General features: G+C 72.5%; 18 protein-coding genes. 6 read left to right on the forward strand and 12 right to left on the reverse strand.

Annotated elements, in window-relative coordinates:
- Position 1 precedes the first annotated feature (1 nt).
- Together AC1DDU_RS04995 and AC1DDU_RS05000 are read right to left on the reverse strand one after the other, a co-directional pair.
- On the reverse strand, positions 2-217 hold the full coding sequence (locus tag AC1DDU_RS04995; protein WP_477431712.1) for a helix-turn-helix transcriptional regulator: 216 nt from the start codon (positions 215-217) through the stop codon (positions 2-4).
- Entirely contained in the window at positions 217-651 is a 435-nt protein-coding gene (locus AC1DDU_RS05000) for a hypothetical protein (RefSeq protein WP_477431714.1), read from the reverse strand. The genes AC1DDU_RS04995 and AC1DDU_RS05000 overlap by 1 nt, the downstream gene beginning before the upstream one ends.
- A gap of 250 nt (positions 652-901) precedes the next feature.
- Between AC1DDU_RS05000 and AC1DDU_RS05005 the strand changes: the two genes are divergently transcribed.
- Positions 902-1798 carry a patatin-like phospholipase family protein gene (locus AC1DDU_RS05005; RefSeq protein WP_477431716.1) on the forward strand — a complete coding sequence of 299 codons (897 nt, stop codon included), beginning with the start codon at positions 902-904 and terminating at the stop codon, positions 1796-1798.
- 16 nt (positions 1799-1814) lie between these two features.
- Here the strand turns inward: AC1DDU_RS05005 and AC1DDU_RS05010 are convergent, their stop codons facing one another.
- A complete protein-coding gene (locus AC1DDU_RS05010; protein ID WP_477431718.1) occupies positions 1815-5528 on the reverse strand; it encodes a proline dehydrogenase family protein in 3714 nt (1237 codons plus the stop codon).
- Between the two features lie 155 nt (positions 5529-5683).
- On the opposite strand from AC1DDU_RS05010, the gene AC1DDU_RS05015 reads away from it, so the two are divergent.
- Positions 5684-6583 (forward strand): LysR family transcriptional regulator, encoded by a 900-nt coding sequence (locus AC1DDU_RS05015; RefSeq protein ID WP_477433429.1) that lies wholly within the window; start codon positions 5684-5686, stop codon positions 6581-6583.
- A gap of 28 nt (positions 6584-6611) precedes the next feature.
- Here AC1DDU_RS05015 and AC1DDU_RS05020 read toward each other — a convergent pair whose 3' ends face one another.
- Together AC1DDU_RS05020 and AC1DDU_RS05025 are read right to left on the reverse strand one after the other, a co-directional pair.
- Positions 6612-7175: a hypothetical protein gene (locus AC1DDU_RS05020; protein ID WP_477431720.1), complete on the reverse strand. Its 564-nt coding sequence runs from the start codon at positions 7173-7175 to the stop codon at positions 6612-6614.
- Between the two features lie 117 nt (positions 7176-7292).
- Positions 7293-7853: a thioesterase family protein gene (locus AC1DDU_RS05025; RefSeq protein WP_477431722.1), complete on the reverse strand. Its 561-nt coding sequence runs from the start codon at positions 7851-7853 to the stop codon at positions 7293-7295.
- Positions 7854-8036: 183 nt separating this feature from the next.
- On the opposite strand from AC1DDU_RS05025, the gene AC1DDU_RS05030 reads away from it, so the two are divergent.
- Positions 8037-8543: an N-acetyltransferase family protein gene (locus tag AC1DDU_RS05030; protein WP_477431724.1), complete on the forward strand. Its 507-nt coding sequence runs from the start codon at positions 8037-8039 to the stop codon at positions 8541-8543.
- 225 nt (positions 8544-8768) lie between these two features.
- Positions 8769-9545 carry a coenzyme F420-0:L-glutamate ligase gene (gene cofE, locus AC1DDU_RS05035; protein ID WP_477431726.1) on the forward strand — a complete coding sequence of 259 codons (777 nt, stop codon included), beginning with the start codon at positions 8769-8771 and terminating at the stop codon, positions 9543-9545.
- Between the two features lie 60 nt (positions 9546-9605).
- Here the strand turns inward: cofE and AC1DDU_RS05040 are convergent, their stop codons facing one another.
- From AC1DDU_RS05040 to AC1DDU_RS05050, 3 genes are read right to left on the reverse strand one after another with little or no spacing between them, the layout of a single operon-like run.
- Positions 9606-10463 (reverse strand): DUF4097 family beta strand repeat-containing protein, encoded by an 858-nt coding sequence (locus AC1DDU_RS05040; protein ID WP_477431728.1) that lies wholly within the window; start codon positions 10461-10463, stop codon positions 9606-9608.
- On the reverse strand, positions 10460-11170 hold the full coding sequence (locus tag AC1DDU_RS05045; protein ID WP_477431730.1) for a response regulator: 711 nt from the start codon (positions 11168-11170) through the stop codon (positions 10460-10462). Before AC1DDU_RS05045 ends, AC1DDU_RS05040 begins: the two co-directional genes overlap by 4 nt.
- Positions 11158-12423 (reverse strand): sensor histidine kinase, encoded by a 1266-nt coding sequence (locus tag AC1DDU_RS05050; RefSeq protein WP_477431731.1) that lies wholly within the window; start codon positions 12421-12423, stop codon positions 11158-11160. The genes AC1DDU_RS05045 and AC1DDU_RS05050 overlap by 13 nt, the downstream gene beginning before the upstream one ends.
- A gap of 160 nt (positions 12424-12583) precedes the next feature.
- Here AC1DDU_RS05050 and AC1DDU_RS05055 point away from each other — a divergent pair, with 160 nt between their 5' ends.
- Positions 12584-13264 carry a pentapeptide repeat-containing protein gene (locus AC1DDU_RS05055; RefSeq protein ID WP_477431733.1) on the forward strand — a complete coding sequence of 227 codons (681 nt, stop codon included), beginning with the start codon at positions 12584-12586 and terminating at the stop codon, positions 13262-13264.
- Positions 13265-13303: 39 nt separating this feature from the next.
- Here the strand turns inward: AC1DDU_RS05055 and AC1DDU_RS05060 are convergent, their stop codons facing one another.
- From AC1DDU_RS05060 to AC1DDU_RS05070, 3 genes are read right to left on the reverse strand one after another with little or no spacing between them, the layout of a single operon-like run.
- A complete protein-coding gene (locus AC1DDU_RS05060; protein WP_477431735.1) occupies positions 13304-15055 on the reverse strand; it encodes a cytochrome b/b6 domain-containing protein in 1752 nt (583 codons plus the stop codon).
- A 6-nt stretch (positions 15056-15061) separates the two neighbouring features.
- Complete coding sequence (locus AC1DDU_RS05065) at positions 15062-16027, reverse strand: electron transfer flavoprotein subunit alpha/FixB family protein (protein WP_477431737.1); 966 nt, start codon at positions 16025-16027, stop codon at positions 15062-15064.
- 11 nt (positions 16028-16038) lie between these two features.
- Positions 16039-16815 carry an electron transfer flavoprotein subunit beta/FixA family protein gene (locus AC1DDU_RS05070; RefSeq protein WP_477431739.1) on the reverse strand — a complete coding sequence of 259 codons (777 nt, stop codon included), beginning with the start codon at positions 16813-16815 and terminating at the stop codon, positions 16039-16041.
- Between the two features lie 178 nt (positions 16816-16993).
- Between AC1DDU_RS05070 and AC1DDU_RS05075 the strand changes: the two genes are divergently transcribed.
- Positions 16994-17530, forward strand: coding sequence for a MarR family winged helix-turn-helix transcriptional regulator (locus AC1DDU_RS05075; protein ID WP_477431741.1), 537 nt, complete (start codon positions 16994-16996; stop codon positions 17528-17530).
- 9 nt (positions 17531-17539) lie between these two features.
- On the opposite strand, the gene AC1DDU_RS05080 is transcribed toward AC1DDU_RS05075, so the two are convergent.
- Complete coding sequence (locus tag AC1DDU_RS05080; protein ID WP_477431743.1) at positions 17540-18316, reverse strand: enoyl-CoA hydratase; 777 nt, start codon at positions 18314-18316, stop codon at positions 17540-17542.
- Between the last annotated feature and the right edge of the window lie 49 nt (positions 18317-18365).

The raw sequence follows: 18365 nt of genomic DNA on the forward strand, positions 1-18365 counted from the left end.
GTCATTCCTCCGGGTAGTCGAAGAGGTCGTCGAGCCCGACGCCGAAGGCGCGGCTCAGCTGGAAGGCCAGCTCGAGCGTGGGCGAGTAGCGGCCCTGCTCGATGGCGATGAGGGTCTGCCGCGTCACGCCGACGCGGCGGGCGAGGTCCGCCTGGGTCATCCCGGCGGCCTCGCGGACGGCGCGGATCGAGTTGGTGACCCGGGTGGGCTTGACCATCAGACGAGTCCTCGCCGGTAGGCGATGACGCTCGCCACGCCGCCGATGATCGACGACAGTGCGAAGCCGAAGAACATCGTGTTCGCGATCCAGAACCAGTCGGCTTCGAGTGCGCACAGCAGGATGACGCCGAGCCCCGCGATCACGAGGAAGGCCTGCCCCACCCGCGTGGACATGCGGGCGATGTCGCGGTCGCGCTGATCGCTCTTGCCGACGCCGTCGGGGTCTCGCATTCCCGCGAGGATCCCCCACACGATGCTGACGACGATCGCCGCCACGATGCTCGCGCCGATCGTCCAGAGCATGAGGGGCACCCAGTCGACGTCGGTGAGCGACCCGCCGCCCGCCTGCTGCAGCACGAGCCCGACGTACACGATCACCCCGAGCACGCTGACGATGAGACTCGACCAGATGTTGCGCTCCTCGTAGACCATGACCCCTCCCGCCTGTAAAAGATTCTTGACACCGACGCTACGCCGCGGGGAGCCGACTGTCAAGAATTCTTTACACTCCGTACGCGGCCAGCCTCCGCGTGCTAGCGTCGTGGCGATCGTGACCCGACCGCAGGAGGTGAGACCCATGAACGCACAGACAGCATGGGGTGCTCCCCCGCAGCGCACGATCGCGCGACAGAGCTAGTCGCCACCCGGAGCGCCCCGCACGCACTCGCGAAAGGCGACTCCCATGAACACGACTCCCTCCTCTTCCCCGTCCGGTCGGGCACTGGTGCTCGGCGGCGGCGGATCCACCGGCAACGCCTGGCTGATCGGCGTCATCGCCGGCCTCGCCGACGCCGGGCTGGACGCGACGGCGGCCGATGCGATCATCGGCACCTCGGCCGGGTCCACCGCGGCGGCCCAGATCACCGGGGCCGCACCGGCCGCACTGCTCGCCGACATCCTCACCGCCACGATTCCCCCGCGCCCGCCGCGGCCCGCCGGCGCACCGGCGCCCTCCCGCGCCGTCTCGAGCCATCTCGAGCGGGCGGATGCGATCCTCGCCGCCGCGACGGATGCCGCCGACATGCGCCGCCGCATGGGCGCCGCCGCCCTCGCTGCAGACGCCGTGCCGGACTTCTCCGCGCGCTGGCGCAGCACGGTCGCAGCGCGCCTCCCGCGTCAGCAGTGGCCCGCGCAGCGCGTACTCATCACGGCCGTGGACGCCGCCACCGGTGAGCCCGTCGTCTTCGATCGCGACAGCGGCATCGACCTCGCCGACGCGGTGGCCGCCAGCTGTTCGAGCTCCGTCGCGTACCGCATCGGCGACGCCGCGTACATCGATGGCGGCTACCGTTCGAACGCCGACAACGCCGACCTCGCGGCCGGGTACGCGCGGGTGCTCTCGCTCTCGCCGTTCGGCGGAAGGACCCGGACCCCTGCGGCCTGGCGACTGGATCTCGCCACGCAGATCGACGACCTGCGCGCGGGCGGCAGCCGGGTCGAGGCGATCACCCCCGACGCCGACGCCGACCACCTGTTCGGCGTGAACGCGATGAACCCGGCGCTGCGTCCAGCAGCCGCGCGGGCCGGGTACGACCAGGGTCTGTCGCTCGGCCCGGGCCTGCTCGACTTCTGGGGCTGACACCGGATGGATCCCGTCAGATGACGGCTTCCGACCAGTTGTCGGGGTTGCCGAAGCGGTGCGCCGTGATGGTCACGGACTGCTCGTGCAGGAACGGGAGCAGCTCGAGCCGCCCGGCGGTGGTCACCTCGTTGTCGTAGATCGCGAGATCGGGGTCTCCCCCGAACGCGTCGGCGACACGGCCGTGCAGGTCTGCGACAGAGTCGGCCGAGCCGATGAGGCGCACGCGCGACGGCCGCGGCGAGGGATCGGCGTCGGCGACGGCTGCCACCAGGTCGACGGCGGTGAGGCGTTCGATCCACTGCTCGTCGGTCTCGACGTAGACCGCGACGCCGTCGTCCGCGAGCACGCGGCGCACCGCGGCCGGAAGGCCGACCGGCGCGCTCAGCGTGAGCGTCGATCCCGCGCGGATGCCGGCGATGACAGCGCGCAGCACCGCCTGCCACGAGGCATCCGCCGTCGCGCGCAGCGCCACCGAGGAGATCGGCCGGTACCGGAACAGGTTGCGCTCGACACCGAGCGCCGAGACGTCCTTGACCTGCCCGAACTCGCGATCCCACGCGATGGCGTCCGAGAGCGCGCCGCGACGCAGCCACTCGAACGCCTCGTAGTCCAGTGACGGCTGGGCCGCCTCGATGACCGATGCGATGCGGCTGTCGAGTCCGCGCAGGTGCAGCGTCGCCGACGCCGGGGCGCCCGACGTCGCACGCCAGCGGCCGAGCCCGACGAGGTAGTTGGGCCCGCCGGCCTTGGCTCCGGCTCCCACCGACGACCGCTTCCAGCCGCCGAACGGCTGGCGCTGCACGATCGCGCCGGTGATGCCGCGGTTCACGTAGAGGTTGCCGGCCTCGACGCGGTCCAGCCACGTCGCGAGGTCTGCGGGGTCCTGCGTGTACAGGCCCGCGGTCAGGCCGTAGTCGACGGCGTTCTGCAGCTCGATCGCGTGCGACAGCGACGTTGCGTGCATGATGCCGAGCACCGGCCCGAAGAACTCCTCGCGGTGGAAGCGGGAGCCCGGCTGCACGCCGGTGCGGATGCCGGGGCTCCACAGGCGTCCGGTGTATTCGGGTCCGGCGTCCATGGGCTTGGGCTCGACGAGCCACGCCTCGCCCTCCTCGAGCGTCGTGAGCGCCCATGCGAGCTTGCCGCGCGGCGGCTCGACGATCGGCCCGACCTCGCTGAGCGGATCGGACGGCGGGCCGACGCGCAGCGAGGTGGCGGCATCCACCAGCTGACGCGCGAAGCGCTGCGAGTGCCCCACCGGGCCGACGAGGATCGCGATCGAGGCCGCCGAGCACTTCTGGCCGGCATGACCGAAGGCGCTCTTGATGAGATCGGATGCCGCGAGGTCGAGATCTGCGGTGGGCATCACGATCATCGCGTTCTTGCCGCTGGTCTCCGCCAGCAGCGGCAGGTCGGGGCGCCACGAGCGGAACAGCGCCGCCGTCTCCCACGACCCGGTGAGGATCACCCGGTCCACGTCGGGGTGCGACACGAGCGTCCGCCCGAGGCCGCCCTCGTCGATGTCGACGAGTGCGAGCACCTCGCGCGGCACCCCCGCCTCCCACAGCGCCTCGGCGACGACGGCCGCGCAGCGTCGCGCCTGCGGGGCCGGCTTGAACACGACGCCCGAGCCCGCCGCGAGCGCGGCGAGCACGCCGCCCGCGGGGATCGCGATCGGGAAGTTCCACGGCGGCGTGACCACGGTCAGCCGCGCCGGCTCGAACACAGCACCGCTCACGCGGTCGAGCTCGCGCGCGGTGGCCGCGTAGTAGTTGGCGAAGTCGACGGCCTCGCTGACCTCGACGTCGGCCTCGGCGAACACCTTGCCCGTCTCGGACGCCGCGACCTCGATGAGCTCCCCGCGACGGGCCTCGAGCGCGCGTGCGGCCGCGGCGAGCACGAGCCCGCGATCGGCCGCGGGCAGCGCACCCCACACGGCGGCGGCATCCCTCACCCGCCCGATCACGCCCTGGAGCGTCGGCTCGTCGGTGATCCGTGCCGCGGCGACGGTCGCGTCGCCGGCGACAGAGGTCTCGATCCGCGACAGGATGCCGCGGGCCCATGCACGGTTGCCCGGCAGCGCCGGATCGCTGTCGGCGGCGTTGCGGAAGCCCGGGGCCCCGGCCGCCGGCGCGGTCTCGCGCGGCGCGAACACGGCGGTCTCGACGAACGCATCGGCGGCGAACACCTGCTCGGGAACGGCCCGTTCGACCGGGGCCGTGTCGGTCGCCGCGGCCGAACGCGCGATGCCCATCACGGCCTGAGTGAGCCCGGCGTCCTCGCTGGACGCCGCCGCACGGCGCAGCCGCGCCTGGGCACGGGGCGACTCGGCGGGAGTCGTGGGCGTCGCGCCCCGGTCCTGCACACGCCGCGCACCGGTCTCGAGGGCGGGGTCGTCGGCGCGGGTCAGCGAGGCGAGGAACCGGTCGCGTTCGCGCGCGAACATCGACGGGTCGTCGACGAGGTCGAACGCGGCGGAGAGGAAGTTGTCGCTGGACGCGTTCTCCTCCAGACGCCGGACCAGGTAGCTGATGGCGACGTCGAACTCGTCGGGGCGCACCACCGGCACGTACAGCAGCACATGTCCGACCTCGCGGGTGACGGCGGCGACCTGGCCCTGGGCCATGCCGAGGAGCATCTCGAACTCGACGGCGGGGCGCACACCGGTCGCGCCGGCGAGCAGCCACGCGTACGCGATGTCGAAGAGGTTGTGCCCGGCGACGCCGATGCGCACGGCGGCGGCGTTCTCGCCGCGCAGCGCGAAGCGCAGGCAGCGGATGTAGTTCGCGTCGGAGTCGACCTTCGCCCCGTAGGTGGCGAGCGTCCACCCGTGCATGACGGCATCCACCCGCTCCATCGCGAGGTTCGCGCCCTTCACGAGCCGCACCTTGATGCGTGCGCCGCCGGCGGCGACGCGCTGCTGCGCCCACGCCGTGAGCTGCTGGAGCGCCGGGAGGGCGTCGGGCAGGTAGGCCTGCAGCACGATGCCCGCCTCGAGCAGCCTCAGCCGCGGGTCCTCGAGCAGCCGCGTGAACACCGCGATCGTGAGGTCGAGGTCGCGGTACTCCTCCATGTCGAGGTTGATGAACGTGCCGTCGGAGGCTGCGGTCAGGTAGAGCGGACGCAGGCGCTCGACGACCTTATCGACGACCTCGTCGAACGCCCACATCGAGATGTGGCTCGCGATGGCCGAGACCTTCACCGAGACGTAGTCCACGTCGGGCCGGCGGATGAGCTCGTGGATGCCCTTCAGCCGCCGCAGCGCCTCGTCCTCGCCGAGCACGGCCTCGCCGAGCAGGTTCAGGTTCAGCCGCGCGCCGCTCTCACGCAGCGTGGCGATCGCCGGGCCGAGCTTGTCGGGTCGCGCGTCGACGACGAGGTGCCCGACCATCTCGCGCAGCACGCGGCGGGCGATCGGCACCACCGGCGTCGGCAGCACCGGGGCGACCACGCCGCCCACGCGTACGGCGCCGCGCAGGTACCAGGGCAGGAAGTCGGGCACGAGCGGCGCGACGCGGTGGAGGTGGGATGCCGCGGCCGACAGGCTCTCGGGGCGCATCACGCCGTCGACGAACCCGATCGTGAACGGAAGTCCGTTGGGGTCCTTCAGCACGCCCGCGAGCCGTTCGGCGGCGGGATCGGCCTCGACCTCGGCGCTTTCCACCGTCCACCGCTGAGCCAGCGCCACCGCCTCGTCGGCGAGGCGCCCGTCCGGTCCGTCTTCCATTCGCACTCCAGATGTCCCGTCGAAGATCTCGGTGCTTCCAGACTGCACCCCAATGTGCTGCACGTGCTGCATGGAGTCCAGGGTGAGGCATCCATTCATTCGTGAAAAGCGATCATCTACGATCGATATCGTTCGAGATTCTCGATGGGATGCCGATGTTCGAGCTGCGACGACTGCGACTGCTCCACGAGCTCGCCCTGCGCGGCACCCTCGCGGCCGTGGCGCAGGCCCTCTCGTACAGTCCGTCGACGATCTCGCAGCAGCTCGCCCAGCTCGAGAAGGAGGCCGGCGTCGCGCTGCTGGTGCCCGACGGGAGGCGCGTGCGGCTCACCGAGCACGGTCGGGTCCTCGCCGCGCACGCGGCCCGCGCGCTCGATCTCGACGAGCAGGCGCGCGGCGAACTGGAGTCGCTGCACCCGGGGCTCGCGCCGGTGCGGGTCGCGGTGATGCAGACCGCGGCGCTGGCGATCGTCCCGACCGCGCTGGGGCTGCTGGCCGACCGCGCGCCCGCGCTGCGCGTCGAGCTGGTCGAGATGGCGCCGGAACTCGGTCTGTTCGAACTCGAGGCCCGGGGCGTCGACCTCGTGATCGCCGAGCAGTACCCCGGCCACACGAGGCCCCACGTCGCGGGCCTCGAGCGCGAGACCCTCGGCACCGACCCGATCCGTCTGGCCGTGCCATCCGGCGACCCCGTCCGCTCGCTGGCAGACCTCCGCGCGCGGCCGTGGGTGATGGAGCCCGCCGGCACCGCCGCGCAGCTGTGGGCCGTGCAGCAGTGCCGGGCGGCGGGGTTCGAGCCCGACGTGCGGTACGAGCTCGCCGACCTCTCCGCCCACGCGCGGCTGGTCGCCGCGGGGCGGGCGGTCGCCGTGCTCCCGGACCTGCTGTGGGCGGGCTCGCCCGCGCCGGTGTCGCTGGTGGACCTGCCGGGCAGGCCCGCACGCGAGGTCTTCACGGCGCAGCGCGCCGCCTCACGGGAGCGTGCCGGCATCCTCGAGGTCCGTCGCGCCCTGCGCGACGCGTTCCCGACGGTGCCGGCCCACCCGCGGCCGTAGCTCGGGGCGGGCCGGCGGCATCCGCGGGTCAGCCGCGATCGGCCCGGGTGGGCGGCGCGACCTCGTCCCGGTCCTGCCGGGCGCGCTCGTCCGCGACGGGACGGCCGTCCGCGGTCATCCCGTCGCCGACCGCGACGCGAGGGGCATCGGCCTCGCGCGGATCGGTCGACGCGGAGCGGCGCATCGGCGCCTGCTCGCCGGCGTCGGCATCGACGTAGGGATCGACGTCGTCGGCCTTGCGCAGCGTCTCTGCCTGGCGCTCACGCAGGCTCTCGGCCTCGGCGCGATGGTCGTCGATCGTCGCGGCCCGGCGTTCGGCGTCGATGGAGGCCTCGGCCGCGCGGGCCTTCGCCGATTCCGCGGCCGCGGTCGCGGCTGCGGAGTCCGCGCGGGCGCGCGCCGCCTCCGCTTCGTGCTCGCGGGCCTGCAGCTGCGTCTCACGCGCGTCTGCGCGCAGCTTCTCCGCCCGGTCGTGCTGGTGCTCCATACGGCGCTCGCGTCGCCCGCGCGCCGTGAGCAGCAGCGCCGCCGCCACGACGACGAGCAGCACGACGATGCCCACGATGATCCAGATCAGGGTGCTCCGGTCCATGGCGCACTCCTTCCCCTCCCGCGCCGGCAGGTCGCCCGCGCTCGGACCGTCTACGCAACCGCACGCATCGGCGTCGGGCAAACGGCTTGCGTCGGGGCCTCGCGTGCGCTACCGGGTTCAGCCCCAGACGCTCGGCGCCTGCGCGCGCGTGGGAGGAAGAGCGGATGCCGCCGCCCACTCGTGCACCCACGCGTCGACCTCGGGCACGCCCTCCGGCCGCCCCACGGCCGCGAACAGCTCGTCGTGCGACAGCGTGCCGCCCGTGCGCTTCATCATGCGCGCGCGGATGATGGCGCGGGCGTACACCTCGCCGTCGACGACGGCGCGATGCTCGAGGTAGACCGCCTTGTCGTCGTGGCCGATCATGCGCGACTCGACGTCGAAGCGATGCCAGAGGTTCAGGGACTTGCGGAAGGTCACCGTCTCGCTGGAGACCACGGCATACCAGCCGCGGTCCTTCATGACGTCCCACAGCCCCGTCCGCACCAGCAGATCCCAGCGGCCGAGGTCGAACAGCGACAGATAGCGGCCGTTGTTCATGTGACGCAGCAGGTCGATGTCGGTGGGGAGCGTCGTCAGCCGGATGCGGCTGATGCCGTTCGGGGCCAGGTGCCCGCCGCGGCGGAGGCGCTGTCGCGCGGACAGCATCACGAGGAGGGTGCGCCACATCACGTTCACGAGGTGCGATGGTAGCGATCCTCGACCCGATCACCGATTCGCTTGTCGAATACGTACATGCAGGGGTGAAGGAACGTCGTCGACGGCCCGGCTGACGGGGCTCCGGCATCCGTTCGTCACAGCGTGTTCACGCGGCGTTCCACGGATTTCGGGTCTCGGCCCGACGCGCGTAGAGTCTCGCCCATGGAAGCCGAAACCCAGACCGACATCGTCGTCCGTCCGGTGCGCGACGTCGACGCGGAGGCCCTCGGTCGCGTCCACGCGACCGCCTGGCACGAGACGTACGACCACCTCATCAGCAAGGCCGCCCTCGAAGCGGTCTCACCGAAGCGCCTCGCCGAGCTCTGGACCCACTGGGCCGTCCAGGGTCCCGAGTTCAAGATGTTCGCCGCGCTCGTCAACGGCGAGATCGTCGGGTTCGCGGGGTCCGGTCCCGCCCGCGACAAGGACGCCCCTCGGTTCCGCGAGCTGTACTTCATCTACCTGCTCGACGCCCACCACGGCACCGGCATCGGCCAGCGGCTCTTCGACGCCGTCGTCGAGCCCGGTGAGGGCCTGTACCTGTGGGTCGCCGACGACAACCCCCGCGCGCACCGGTTCTATACGCGCAACGGGTTCGCTCTCGACGGGGCCTCGCACACCGAGCCCTTCCTCGGCGAGACCCTCACCGAGGTGCGCTTCGTGCGCTGATCCTGCTGTCCTCGAGGGGGCGTGTCCGGTCTGCCGGTCACGCCCCCTCGTCGTTTCTCACCCGCGCCGGCACAGTCCCGGTTCGCCGAGTTCGGGGCGCATTCCGCCGGTTGGGGCGTGACAGATGCGCCCCAACCGACGAATCGCGCCCCGAACCAGAAGAGACAGGCGTGGATGCTCCGCCGCGGGCGCGCCGAGCGTCCGAGCATCCGCAAGACTGGACGCATGCCGCCCCGCACCGCGCTCACCGTCTGGCCCCTGGAGGGCATCCCCGAGATCGAGGCCGGCCGCGACCTCGTCGACGTCATCGCCCACGCCGCCGGCGACGATCTGCAGGACGGCGACATCCTCGTGGTCACGTCGAAGATCGTGTCGAAGGCGGAGGGCCGCTTCGTCGTGGCCGACGACCGCGAAGACGCCATCACCTCCGAGACGGTGAGGGTCGTGGCATCCCGCATCACCCCCAACGGCTCCACGACCCGCATCGTCGAGAACCGGCTGGGCATGGTGTCGGCGGCCGCCGGCGTGGACGCCTCGAACACCCCCGAGGGCACGGTGCTGCTGCTGCCGCTCGACCCCGACGCGTCCGCACGGGCGATCGCCGCGGGCCTGCGCGAGCGCCTGGGCGTGGAGGTCGGCGTCATCGTGTCGGACACGCTCGGCCGCGCCTGGCGCGAGGGCCAGACCGATCACGCGATCGGCGCCGGCGGCGTGCTGGTCTTCGAGGACCTCCGCGGGGGAACGGATGCCGAGGGCCGCCCGCTCGTGGTGACCATGCCGTGCGTCGGGGACGAGCTGGCTGCCGCCGCCGACCTCGTGAAGGGCAAGGCGGCCCGACTCCCGGTCGCCGTGGTCCGCGGCCGCGCCGACCTCGTCGGCGCCCTCGACCTGCCGGGCGCGCGGTCCATCGTGCGCCCGTCCGAGCGCGACATGTTCCGCCTGGGCGCCGACGAGGCCTATGCCGAGGGGTTCGCCGCGGGCGCGGCATCCGTGTCCCCCTGACCCTCACCTGCCGGCTCGACGGCGCGCAAGGGTCGACGTCGAGGCGGCAGGTATGGGGGCTCAGCGCCCGGACTTCAGCACGGCCTGGCCTGCCGACACCTGCACGCTGATCGTGCTCGATGCGCCGGGGGTCGAGCCGATGCGGTTGTCGAACTGGCCGGCCGACACGTCCGACCGCACGTCGTAGTCGCCCTCGGGGACCGTGAGCCGCAGCGAGCCCGCGCTCACGCCGAGCTCGACGGAGTCGGGCTTCGTGCCGGTCAGGGTGGCATCCAGCGAACCGGCGCTCACGGTGAGGTCGGCCTCACGCACGCCCTCGAGCTCGAGCGTGCCGCGCCCGGCGCTGACGTCGGCGCTCAGCGACCGGGCCGAGCCCGACACGTCGAACGCCCCGGCCGCCAGCTCCAGGTCCAGCTCGCCGAACTCGCCGTCGGTCACGAACTCGCCTGCGGCGAGCGAGACGTCCGCATCGAGCCCCGCGAGGGAGCTCGGCAGACGCAGCACGGCGTCCGCTCCCCCGTCCCCGAACCAGCTGCGCCAGCCGAACCAGCCGGAGCGGTCGGGCGAGGCGACGTGGAGCGTGTCGCCGTCGCGCTCGAGCCGCCATGCGTCCGCGTCCCACGAGCTGGTCACCTCCAGCTCGGCCTCCTGCACGTCGGTGAACTCGACGCGCAGCGTGCCGGCGGCGGCCTCGATGTCCAGCTCCTCGACGCCGGTCGCGGCGAGCGTGCGAGTCGAGGTGTGGACGGATGCCGAGGCGACGGTGCCGACGGCGGCCGAGATCGTCGCGCCCAGCAGAACGAGCCCGCCCAGCACGATCACGACGATGGCGACGGCGCGCGAGCCGCCCGACGGCGGCCGGGGCGGTTCGGCGGGGCGCTCGGGCACCACGGGAGGAGGGGTCAGGGTCGTGCTCATCGGTTCGTTCCTGTCTGCGGCCCGCGGCCGCCGGGTGTCGTGGGGGGCGGCGATGTCGGGCCGCCATGCTCGAGGTGGGCGATCGCGGCGAGCACGCGCCGGTTGCCCGATTCGTCGGGTTCGAGGTCCAGCTTCTGGAACACCGCGGTGATGTGCTTCTCGACGCTGCCCTCCGTCACGTGCAGCGTCTTCGCGATGGCCTGGTTGGAGCGCCCCTCGGCGATGAGCGCGAGCACCGCGGCCTCGCGGTCGGTCAGGCGCAGCATCCGCTCGTCCCGCGTCCGTCTGCTCAACAGCTGCGCGACGACCTCGGGATCGAGCACCGTGGCGCCCGCGGCGATGCGCTCGATCGCCTCGAGGAAGTCGGCGACGTCGGCGACGCGGTCCTTGAGGAGGTAGCCGAGCGCCCCGCCGCTGGACGCGATGAGGTCGGCGGCGTACCGCTCCTCGACGTATTGCGACAGCACCAGCACCGCGAGCTCGGGCAGTCGCGCCCGCAGCGACAACGCTGCACGGATGCCCTCGTCGATCCACGTCGGCGGCAGCCGCACGTCGAGGATGCACAGGTCCGGCGCGGTCTCGTCCACTGTCTCGTCCAGACGCGAGGCGTCGGGGAGGGCGGCGACCACCTCGTGGCCGGAGTCTTCGAGCACCCGCACCAGGCCGGCGCGCAGCAGCGCCGAGTCCTCGCAGATCAGGATGCGCACGGGATGGTCACCTCCACGCTCGTGGGCCCCCCGGCAGGGCTGTCGATGCGGGCTTCGCCGCCGGCTGCGAGCACGCGGTTGACGATGCCGTCGAGGCCGCCGCCGGGGATGACCCGTGCTCCGCCCACGCCGTTGTCCTCGACCCGGGCCCACAGCGTGCCCGGCTCGCGCAGTCGTGCGACCACGCGCACCTCGGTCGCCCGCGAGTGCTTGGCGGCGTTGGTGAGCGCCTCGGCGATCACGAAGTAGGCCGCGGCCTCGGTGTCACGGCTGCACCGGCCGTCGAGCCGGACGTCGGTCTGCACGGGAACCACCGAGCGTGCGACGAGGGCCGAGATGGCGGCATCCAGTCCCCGATCGTCGAGGACGGAGGTGTGGATGCCGCGGGCGAGCTGCCGCAGTTCGGTGATGGCCGCCTTGGTCGAGGTGTGCGCCTCGGTGATGAGGGCCTTCGCCGCCTCCGGGTCGGCATCGATCTTCTGCTGCGCGAGACCGAGGGTCATGCCCACCGACACCAGCCGCGGCTGCACGCCGTCGTGGAGGTCGCGCTCGATACGCGTGCGCTCGACATCGGCGGCGCGGACCGCACCCGCGTGCTGCTGGCTCGACATCCGTGCCGCGGCGGCGAGCTGCGCCTCACGCGAAGGGACCATGATCGCCCGGGCGATGATGCCGTGCAGCACACCGAGACCGATGAGGGCCGCGGCGGAGAAGAGCACCGCGAAGACACCCACCGGAACGGCCCACGCGAGGGGCACCTCGATGCCGGTGCGCGCGAGCCGCACCGAGTTCGCGTCCGCGAACAGCGGCGCGAACGCGAGGACGGCGCCCGAGACCAGAAGGCCGGCGAGGGCGACCACGACCCAGCCGAGGATCGTCGCGATCGCGAGGTCGGCGATCGCGCGCCACGTGGCGGGGTCGATGGTCTGCATCCACAGCGTGCGGAGGAAGCCGCCGAACCCGGGGCGTCCGCTCGAACGGGGGCGCAGTGCGGGGATGCCGAACCCGTACAGGCCATCGACGCGCGCCGTCTCGAGCCAGCCGAGCGCGAACAGCGCATAGACGAGCCCGACGAGCACCACGAGGCCGATGCCGAGCACGAACACGAGCCCGATACCCAGTCCCAGCAGCGTGAACAGCAGCGAGAAGGCTGCGGCGCCGACGACACCGAGTGCGGCGAGCTGCGCGATCGCGCCCGCCACCTGGGCCGGCCGCGTCACCGGGCGGACGGGAGGAGAGTCCGAGGAGGTCATGCCCCTTACGGTAGGCGCGCGCGGCGCTCCGCGCGCCCGAGGCATCCGTAGTCTTCCCTTCGGGTTATCCCCCCCTTCGTCGGAGCGCGCGTACCGCCTCAACCCCGTGCAGCGGACCGCCGCGCGCCCGGCGTCGGTGGCACGGGCTAGTGTTTCGGCGATGTCACCCACCGGATCCCGCAAACGCCAGGGCACGCAGCCGCCCTCCTTCGACTTCGACGAGTCCGCCCTCGGGGCCTTGGAGGCCGGCGACGCCGAACGATTCGGCGACGCCGGGTTCGAGGGTGTCGCCTACGCCGGGGTCATGGGCGACGGGTGGGAGCTCGGCTCCGGCGACACGGTCGAGGCCTGTCGCTTTGACGGTCTCGAGCTCGGCACGTGGGCGCTGCGCGGTGCCCGCGTGGTCGAGTCGGTGATCGCCGGAGCGAACATCCCGGTGGTCTCGGGCGCCCGCACCGGCTGGCGCGACGTCGAGGTGCGCGACAGCCGGTTCGGCTCCTTCGAGGCGTACGACGCGGCGTGGCGCGGCATCCGCTTCACGCGCTGCAAACTCGGCTACGTCAACCTGCGCGCGTCCGAACTGCTGGACGTCGCGTTCGTCGACTGCACCATCGACGAGATCGATCTGCTGGATGCCGCCGCCCGCCGCGTCGCGTTCGTGTCGTCGCGGGTCGGCACCGTGAACGCGAGCGGAGCCCGGCTGACCGACGCCGATCTGCGCGGCGCCGACATCGGCCAGGTGGTCGGACTCGAGGGCCTGCGCGGAGCGACGATCTCGCCCGAGCAGCTGCAGCCGATGGCGCCGGCGCTCGCCGACCTGGCGGGCCTCACCGTCGAATAGCGATCGGCACGCGCAGCCCGGTTCGGGGGAAGGGCTGCCTCAGCGGCCCGAGACCTTGCCGAACAGCCGCGCGATCGGGGCGAGCACGAGCGGCCGTGCGGCCACCCAGGCCGCGGCGATCACGACGATCGAGGCGGCGAAGAGCCAGAACCCGGTCCAGTTGTCGGCATAGGCGTTCGGGTCGACCGAGCCCTGCGCGGCGTACATGTGGTTGAGGTTGCGCAGCGCCCCGGTCGCGAACACCAGGAACACGTGCACCGCGATGAAGACGACGAAGTACAGCATCACCGGGAAGTGCACCGCCCGCGCCCACTCCACCGGGTACGCCTTGTTGAGGCCCGCGGCGTTCTTGGGCCAGATCCCCGACATGCGCACGCCGGTGATCGCGGCCAGCGGCGCCGCGATGAACACGGTCGTGAAGTACGCCAGCTGCTGCAGCGCGTTGTAGTTGACCCAGCCGTTCTCGGTCGGCCAGTCCAGCGACACGTACTGCAGCGCCGCCGACACCGCGTTGGGGAACACTTCCCACGACGTGGGGACGATCCGCAGCCACTGACCGGTGACGAACAGCAGCACCACGAAGATGACGCCGTTGACCAGCCACAGGATGTCGAGCGACTGGTGGAACCACAGGTTCAGGCTGATCTTGCGCTTGCCGTTGTTGCGGGGCGACCAGAACACGCTCGGCCGCTTCTCGGTGCGCACCTGCAGCCCCGAGCGGATGATCAGGACCATCAGGAACACGTTGAAGAAGTGCTGCCACCCGAGCCATGCCGGGAACCCGATCGGCGCACCCTCGGGCAGGTGGTACTCGCCGGGGAAGGCGGCGAGGAAGTCCACGCCCCACGAGGTCGACAGCAGCCACCGTACGGCCAGCACGGCCATCCCGGCCGCGTAGAGGAGGCCGGCACCGCCGACGATGACGGCGCCCGCCCACTGCCCGCGGGTGAACGGACCGATGCGCTTCGGCTCCGCGGGCGGCGCAGGACGCGTGCGGGCGCTCGCACCCGCCCACACGGTCCGCGGGAACGGCAGCGGCTGCGACAGCGGCACGCCGGTCGCCGTCCTCGGGGTGGCGGGAGCGACAGGTGCCGCGGGAGCGAGGGATGCCGCAGGCGCAGCGGGAGCCGGGGCCTCCGGCGCGGCCGAGGTCGTTTCAGCGGCGGCGGCAACAGGTGCGGTGGCGAGGGTGGGAGCGAACCCGGCCGGCGGCCACGGCTCGCCGCCGGGCGTACGGGGAAGACCTCGGCGCAGTGCCTTCGTGCCGTCGGCAGCGGCCGGCGCCACCGCGGCCGGTGCCGCCTCCGCGACGGCCGGCGCCGCCACAGGCTCCGACGTCGGTGCAGCGGCGGCAGCGGTGGAAACGGCGGCGGCAGCAGGGGCCGCCGCCGCAGCAACGGCACTGGCAGCCGCCGCAGCGGGAACAGCGGATGCCGGCGGCCACGGTTCGCCGCCGGCCACGCGCGGCAGACCGCGACGGATCGCACGGCCCGCCGTGGCCCCTGCGAAGACCTCCGCCTCCACGGCCGGAGCCGCGGCCGACGCGTCGGCAGCCACGGCTGGGGCGTCGGCGACGACGGGAGCCGCGGCGGGGGCGTCGGCGACGACGGGAGCCGCCCCCGGTGCCGCGGCAGTCTCGACCGACGGAGCAACGGCGACCGATGCATCCGCGGCGCCGAGGGCCGCGGCATCCGCCGCCTCGGCCACCGGGGCGGCCCCGGCCGGGGGCCACGGCTGACCGCCGGGCACGCGCGGCAGGCCGCGCCGCACCGCAGAACCGTACGTCGCCATGCGCCGCTACGCCTTCTTCGCCTCGAGCGCGGCGATCAGCTGCGGCACGACCTGGAACAGGTCGCCCACGACGCCGAAGTCGGCGATCTCGAAGATCGGCGCGTCCGCGTCCTTGTTGATCGCGACGATCGTCTTGGCCGTCTGCATGCCGGCCTTGTGCTGGATCGCACCCGAGATGCCGAGCGCCACGTACAGCTGCGGCGACACCGAGACACCGGTCTGGCCGACCTGGTAGGACTGCGGCACGTATCCGGCGTCGACGGCGGCCCGCGAGGCGCCGACGGCCGCGCCGAGGGTATCGGCGAGCTGCTCGACGAGCGCGAACTTGTCGCCCGAGCCGAGACCGCGTCCGCCTGAGACGACCTTGGCCGCGCCGCGCAGCTCGGGCCGCGACGACGACACCACCGCTTCGTCGACCGAGCTGACGGTGGCGGCACGCCGCCCGGAGGCGCGCACCTCGAGAGGCTCCGCCTCGACACCTGCCACGGCGTCGGCGCGCGCGTCGACCGAGCCCTGGCGGATGGTGATGACGGGTGCGCCCCACGTGACGGCGGAGTCGACGTTGTAGGCGCCGCCGTAGACCGAGTGGTGCGCGACCACGCCCTCGGCGTCGCGCGAGACGCCGACGGCGTCGACGGCGATGCCCGAGCGGGTGCGCGCGGCGAAGCGGCCGGCGACCTCTCGGCCCTCGATCGAGTGCGACACCAGCACCGCGTCGGGGCGGACCAGGTCGGCAGCGGCGGTGAGCGCGTCGACGGCGGGAGCACTCAGGCCCTCGCCGGGTGCGGCGACCAGCACGGCCGACGCACCGAGGGCCGCAGCATCCGCCGCGCGCGCCGCGTCGCCCACGATCAGCGCGACCGGCGTGCCGACCGCTGCGGCGGCGCCGAGCACCTCGGCCGCCGACTTCGCCAGCTCGCCCGAGGGCGTCGTGTCGAGGAGGACCAGGATCGAATCATCTGCGAACGTCATGGCAGCCTTCCTCACGCGAGCCGGTTCTGGATGAGGAACTCGGCGAGCTTGTCGCCCGCGTCGCCCTCGTCGACGATCTTGACGCCGGCCACACGTGCCGGCTTCTCGCTCAGCGAGATGACGATCGACCGCGCCGCGTCGGGGGCGTGCGGGTCGATCTCGAGGTCGGTCAGCGACAGGGTCTCGAACGGCTTCTTCTTGGCCGCCATGATGCCCTTGAAGTTGGGGAAGCGCGCGTCCGGCAGCGCCTCGGTGATCGAGATGACCGCGGGGAGGGATGCCGTCACCTGCAGCGTCGCGCCGTCCGATGCACGCGTCCCCGACACCGCGTCGGCGCCGATCTCGACGGCGTTCAGGTAGGTGGCGCTGGGCACGTCGAGCATCTCGGCGAGCATCGAGGGCAGCACCCCGCCCGAGCCGTCGGTGGACTGGTTCCCTGCGATCACCAGGTCGTACCCGGTGCGCCGCAGCGCGGCCGCGAGCACCTCGGCGGTCAGCCCCAGGTCGGCGCCCAGCAGCGCCTCGTCGATGACCTGCACGGCCGAGGACGCTCCCATCGCCAGGCCCTTGCGCACCGTCGCCGACGCCGACTCGGGCGTCATCGACAGCACCACGACCTCGGTCCCGGGGTTCTTGTCGGCGTACGACAGCGCCACCTCGAGGGCACGCTCGCCGATCTCATCCAGCACGCTCTCGCTCGCACCGCGATCGGCCAGGCCGGTCTCCAACGACAGCTTGCGATCCCCGTACGTATCCGGGACTTCCTTGACCAGGACGACGATCTTCATGACGATCTCCTCACGCTGGGCACGAGTCTAGGGCTCGCGGCGCAATGTACCCAATCGAGCGAAATGAACCGACGATGACGAGGTCTGACCCGCTGTGTGTATACATAAACGCCGATTCGCGGCATCCGTTCTCCGCTCCTGCGAGCCCCGACCGGTACGGTGGAGGAAGGAGGTCGACATGGCAGCACCCAAGCGTCTCCCGGTCGACCCGATCGCCGAGGCCAAGCGTCAGTGGATCGCGCACGGCTGGGAACCGGCGGCAGCGGGTATGACCGCGGTGACCTCGATCATCCGTGCGCAGCAGCTCCTGTTCGCCCGCATCGACGCGACGCTCAAGCCGTTCGGCCTGTCGTTCGCGCGGTACGAGATGCTGCGCCTGCTCGCCTTCACACGGGAGGGGCGGATGCCGATGGCCAGCGCCATCGTCCGCCTCCAGGTGCACCCGACCAGCGTGACGAACACGGTCGAGCGCCTCGCGCGCGACGGTCTGGTGTCGCGGGAGCCGCACCCGGGGGACGGACGCGCGGCGATGCTCGTGCTCACCGACTCCGGGCGGGAGCTCGTGGAGCGGGCCACGGCGGCGTTGAACACCGAAGTGTTCGAGAGCCCCGGCCTGAACGACGACGACACGACCGAGCTGGTGCGGATCATCGCCCGGTTCCGCAAGGAGGCGGGCGACTTCACCGACCCCCGCCCCCAGCCCGACCCGCTCTGACGCCGCGGCTCAGCGGCCGGTGAAGTCGGGGGTGCGCTTCTCGCGGAAGGCGGCCATGCCCTCCTTCTGGTCCTCGGTGTCGAAGAGGCTCGCGAAGACGTGCTTCTCCAGGCGCAGCCCCTCGGCGAGCGAGGTCTCCAGCGCGGCGTCGAGCACCGCCTTGGCCGCGTACAGCGAGGGCAGGCTCTTGGCCGCGATCGTCTCGGCGGTCTTCTGCGCCTCGGCGAGGAGGTCGGCCGCGGGCACCACTCGCGACACCAGTCCGGACCGCTCGGCCTCGGCGGCATCCATCATCCGGCCGGTGAGGATCAGGTCGGCGGCCTTGTAGGCGCCGACGGCGCGCACCAGTCGCTGCGAGCCGCCCATCCCCGGGATCACCCCGAGGTTGATCTCGGGCTGCCCGAACTTCGCCGTGTCGGCGGCGAGGATGATGTCGCACATCATCGCCAGCTCGCAGCCGCCGCCCAGGGCATACCCCGACACCGCGGCGATCACCGGCGTGCGCACCGCGGCGAAGTCGGTCCACCCGCCGAAGTGGTCTCCCATCAGCATGTCGAGCCCGGACTTGGACTCCATCTCCTTGATGTCGGCTCCCGCGGCGAACGCCCGCTCCGAGCCGGTCACCACGATCACGCCGATCTGCTCGTCGGCATCGAACGCGGATGCCGCGGCCACCACGTCGCGGCACACCTGCGAGTTCAGCGCGTTCAGCGCCTCCGGGCGGTTCAGGGTGATCCACCCCACCCTGCCGCGGGTCTCCACCAGGATCGTCTCGTACTCGGTCATGGTGCTCCGTCCCTGTCGCGTCGGCGCGACGTTCCGATCGTACGCATTG

The sequence above is a fragment of the Microbacterium sp. 05T445 genome (assembly GCF_056395865.1).

Bases quoted from the DNA above. Each gene is read 5' to 3' on its own strand.
- AC1DDU_RS05060 (WP_477431735.1), bottom strand. From the start codon at position 15,055: ATGGCGACGTACGGTTCTGCGGTGCGGCGCGGCCTGCCGCGCGTGCCC.
- AC1DDU_RS05055 (WP_477431733.1), top strand. From the start codon at position 12,584: ATGTCACCCACCGGATCCCGCAAACGCCAGGGCACGCAGCCGCCCTCC.
- AC1DDU_RS05000 (WP_477431714.1), bottom strand. From the start codon at position 651: ATGGTCTACGAGGAGCGCAACATCTGGTCGAGTCTCATCGTCAGCGTG.
- AC1DDU_RS05040 (WP_477431728.1), bottom strand. From the start codon at position 10,463: ATGAGCACGACCCTGACCCCTCCTCCCGTGGTGCCCGAGCGCCCCGCC.
- AC1DDU_RS05050 (WP_477431731.1), bottom strand. From the start codon at position 12,423: ATGACCTCCTCGGACTCTCCTCCCGTCCGCCCGGTGACGCGGCCGGCC.
- AC1DDU_RS04995 (WP_477431712.1), bottom strand. From the start codon at position 217: ATGGTCAAGCCCACCCGGGTCACCAACTCGATCCGCGCCGTCCGCGAG.
- AC1DDU_RS05005 (WP_477431716.1), top strand. From the start codon at position 902: ATGAACACGACTCCCTCCTCTTCCCCGTCCGGTCGGGCACTGGTGCTC.
- AC1DDU_RS05020 (WP_477431720.1), bottom strand. From the start codon at position 7,175: ATGGACCGGAGCACCCTGATCTGGATCATCGTGGGCATCGTCGTGCTG.
- AC1DDU_RS05065 (WP_477431737.1), bottom strand. From the start codon at position 16,027: ATGACGTTCGCAGATGATTCGATCCTGGTCCTCCTCGACACGACGCCC.
- AC1DDU_RS05075 (WP_477431741.1), top strand. From the start codon at position 16,994: ATGGCAGCACCCAAGCGTCTCCCGGTCGACCCGATCGCCGAGGCCAAG.
- AC1DDU_RS05080 (WP_477431743.1), bottom strand. From the start codon at position 18,316: ATGACCGAGTACGAGACGATCCTGGTGGAGACCCGCGGCAGGGTGGGG.
- AC1DDU_RS05015 (WP_477433429.1), top strand. From the start codon at position 5,684: ATGTTCGAGCTGCGACGACTGCGACTGCTCCACGAGCTCGCCCTGCGC.
- AC1DDU_RS05030 (WP_477431724.1), top strand. From the start codon at position 8,037: ATGGAAGCCGAAACCCAGACCGACATCGTCGTCCGTCCGGTGCGCGAC.
- AC1DDU_RS05010 (WP_477431718.1), bottom strand. From the start codon at position 5,528: ATGGAAGACGGACCGGACGGGCGCCTCGCCGACGAGGCGGTGGCGCTG.
- AC1DDU_RS05070 (WP_477431739.1), bottom strand. From the start codon at position 16,815: ATGAAGATCGTCGTCCTGGTCAAGGAAGTCCCGGATACGTACGGGGAT.
- cofE (WP_477431726.1), top strand. From the start codon at position 8,769: ATGCCGCCCCGCACCGCGCTCACCGTCTGGCCCCTGGAGGGCATCCCC.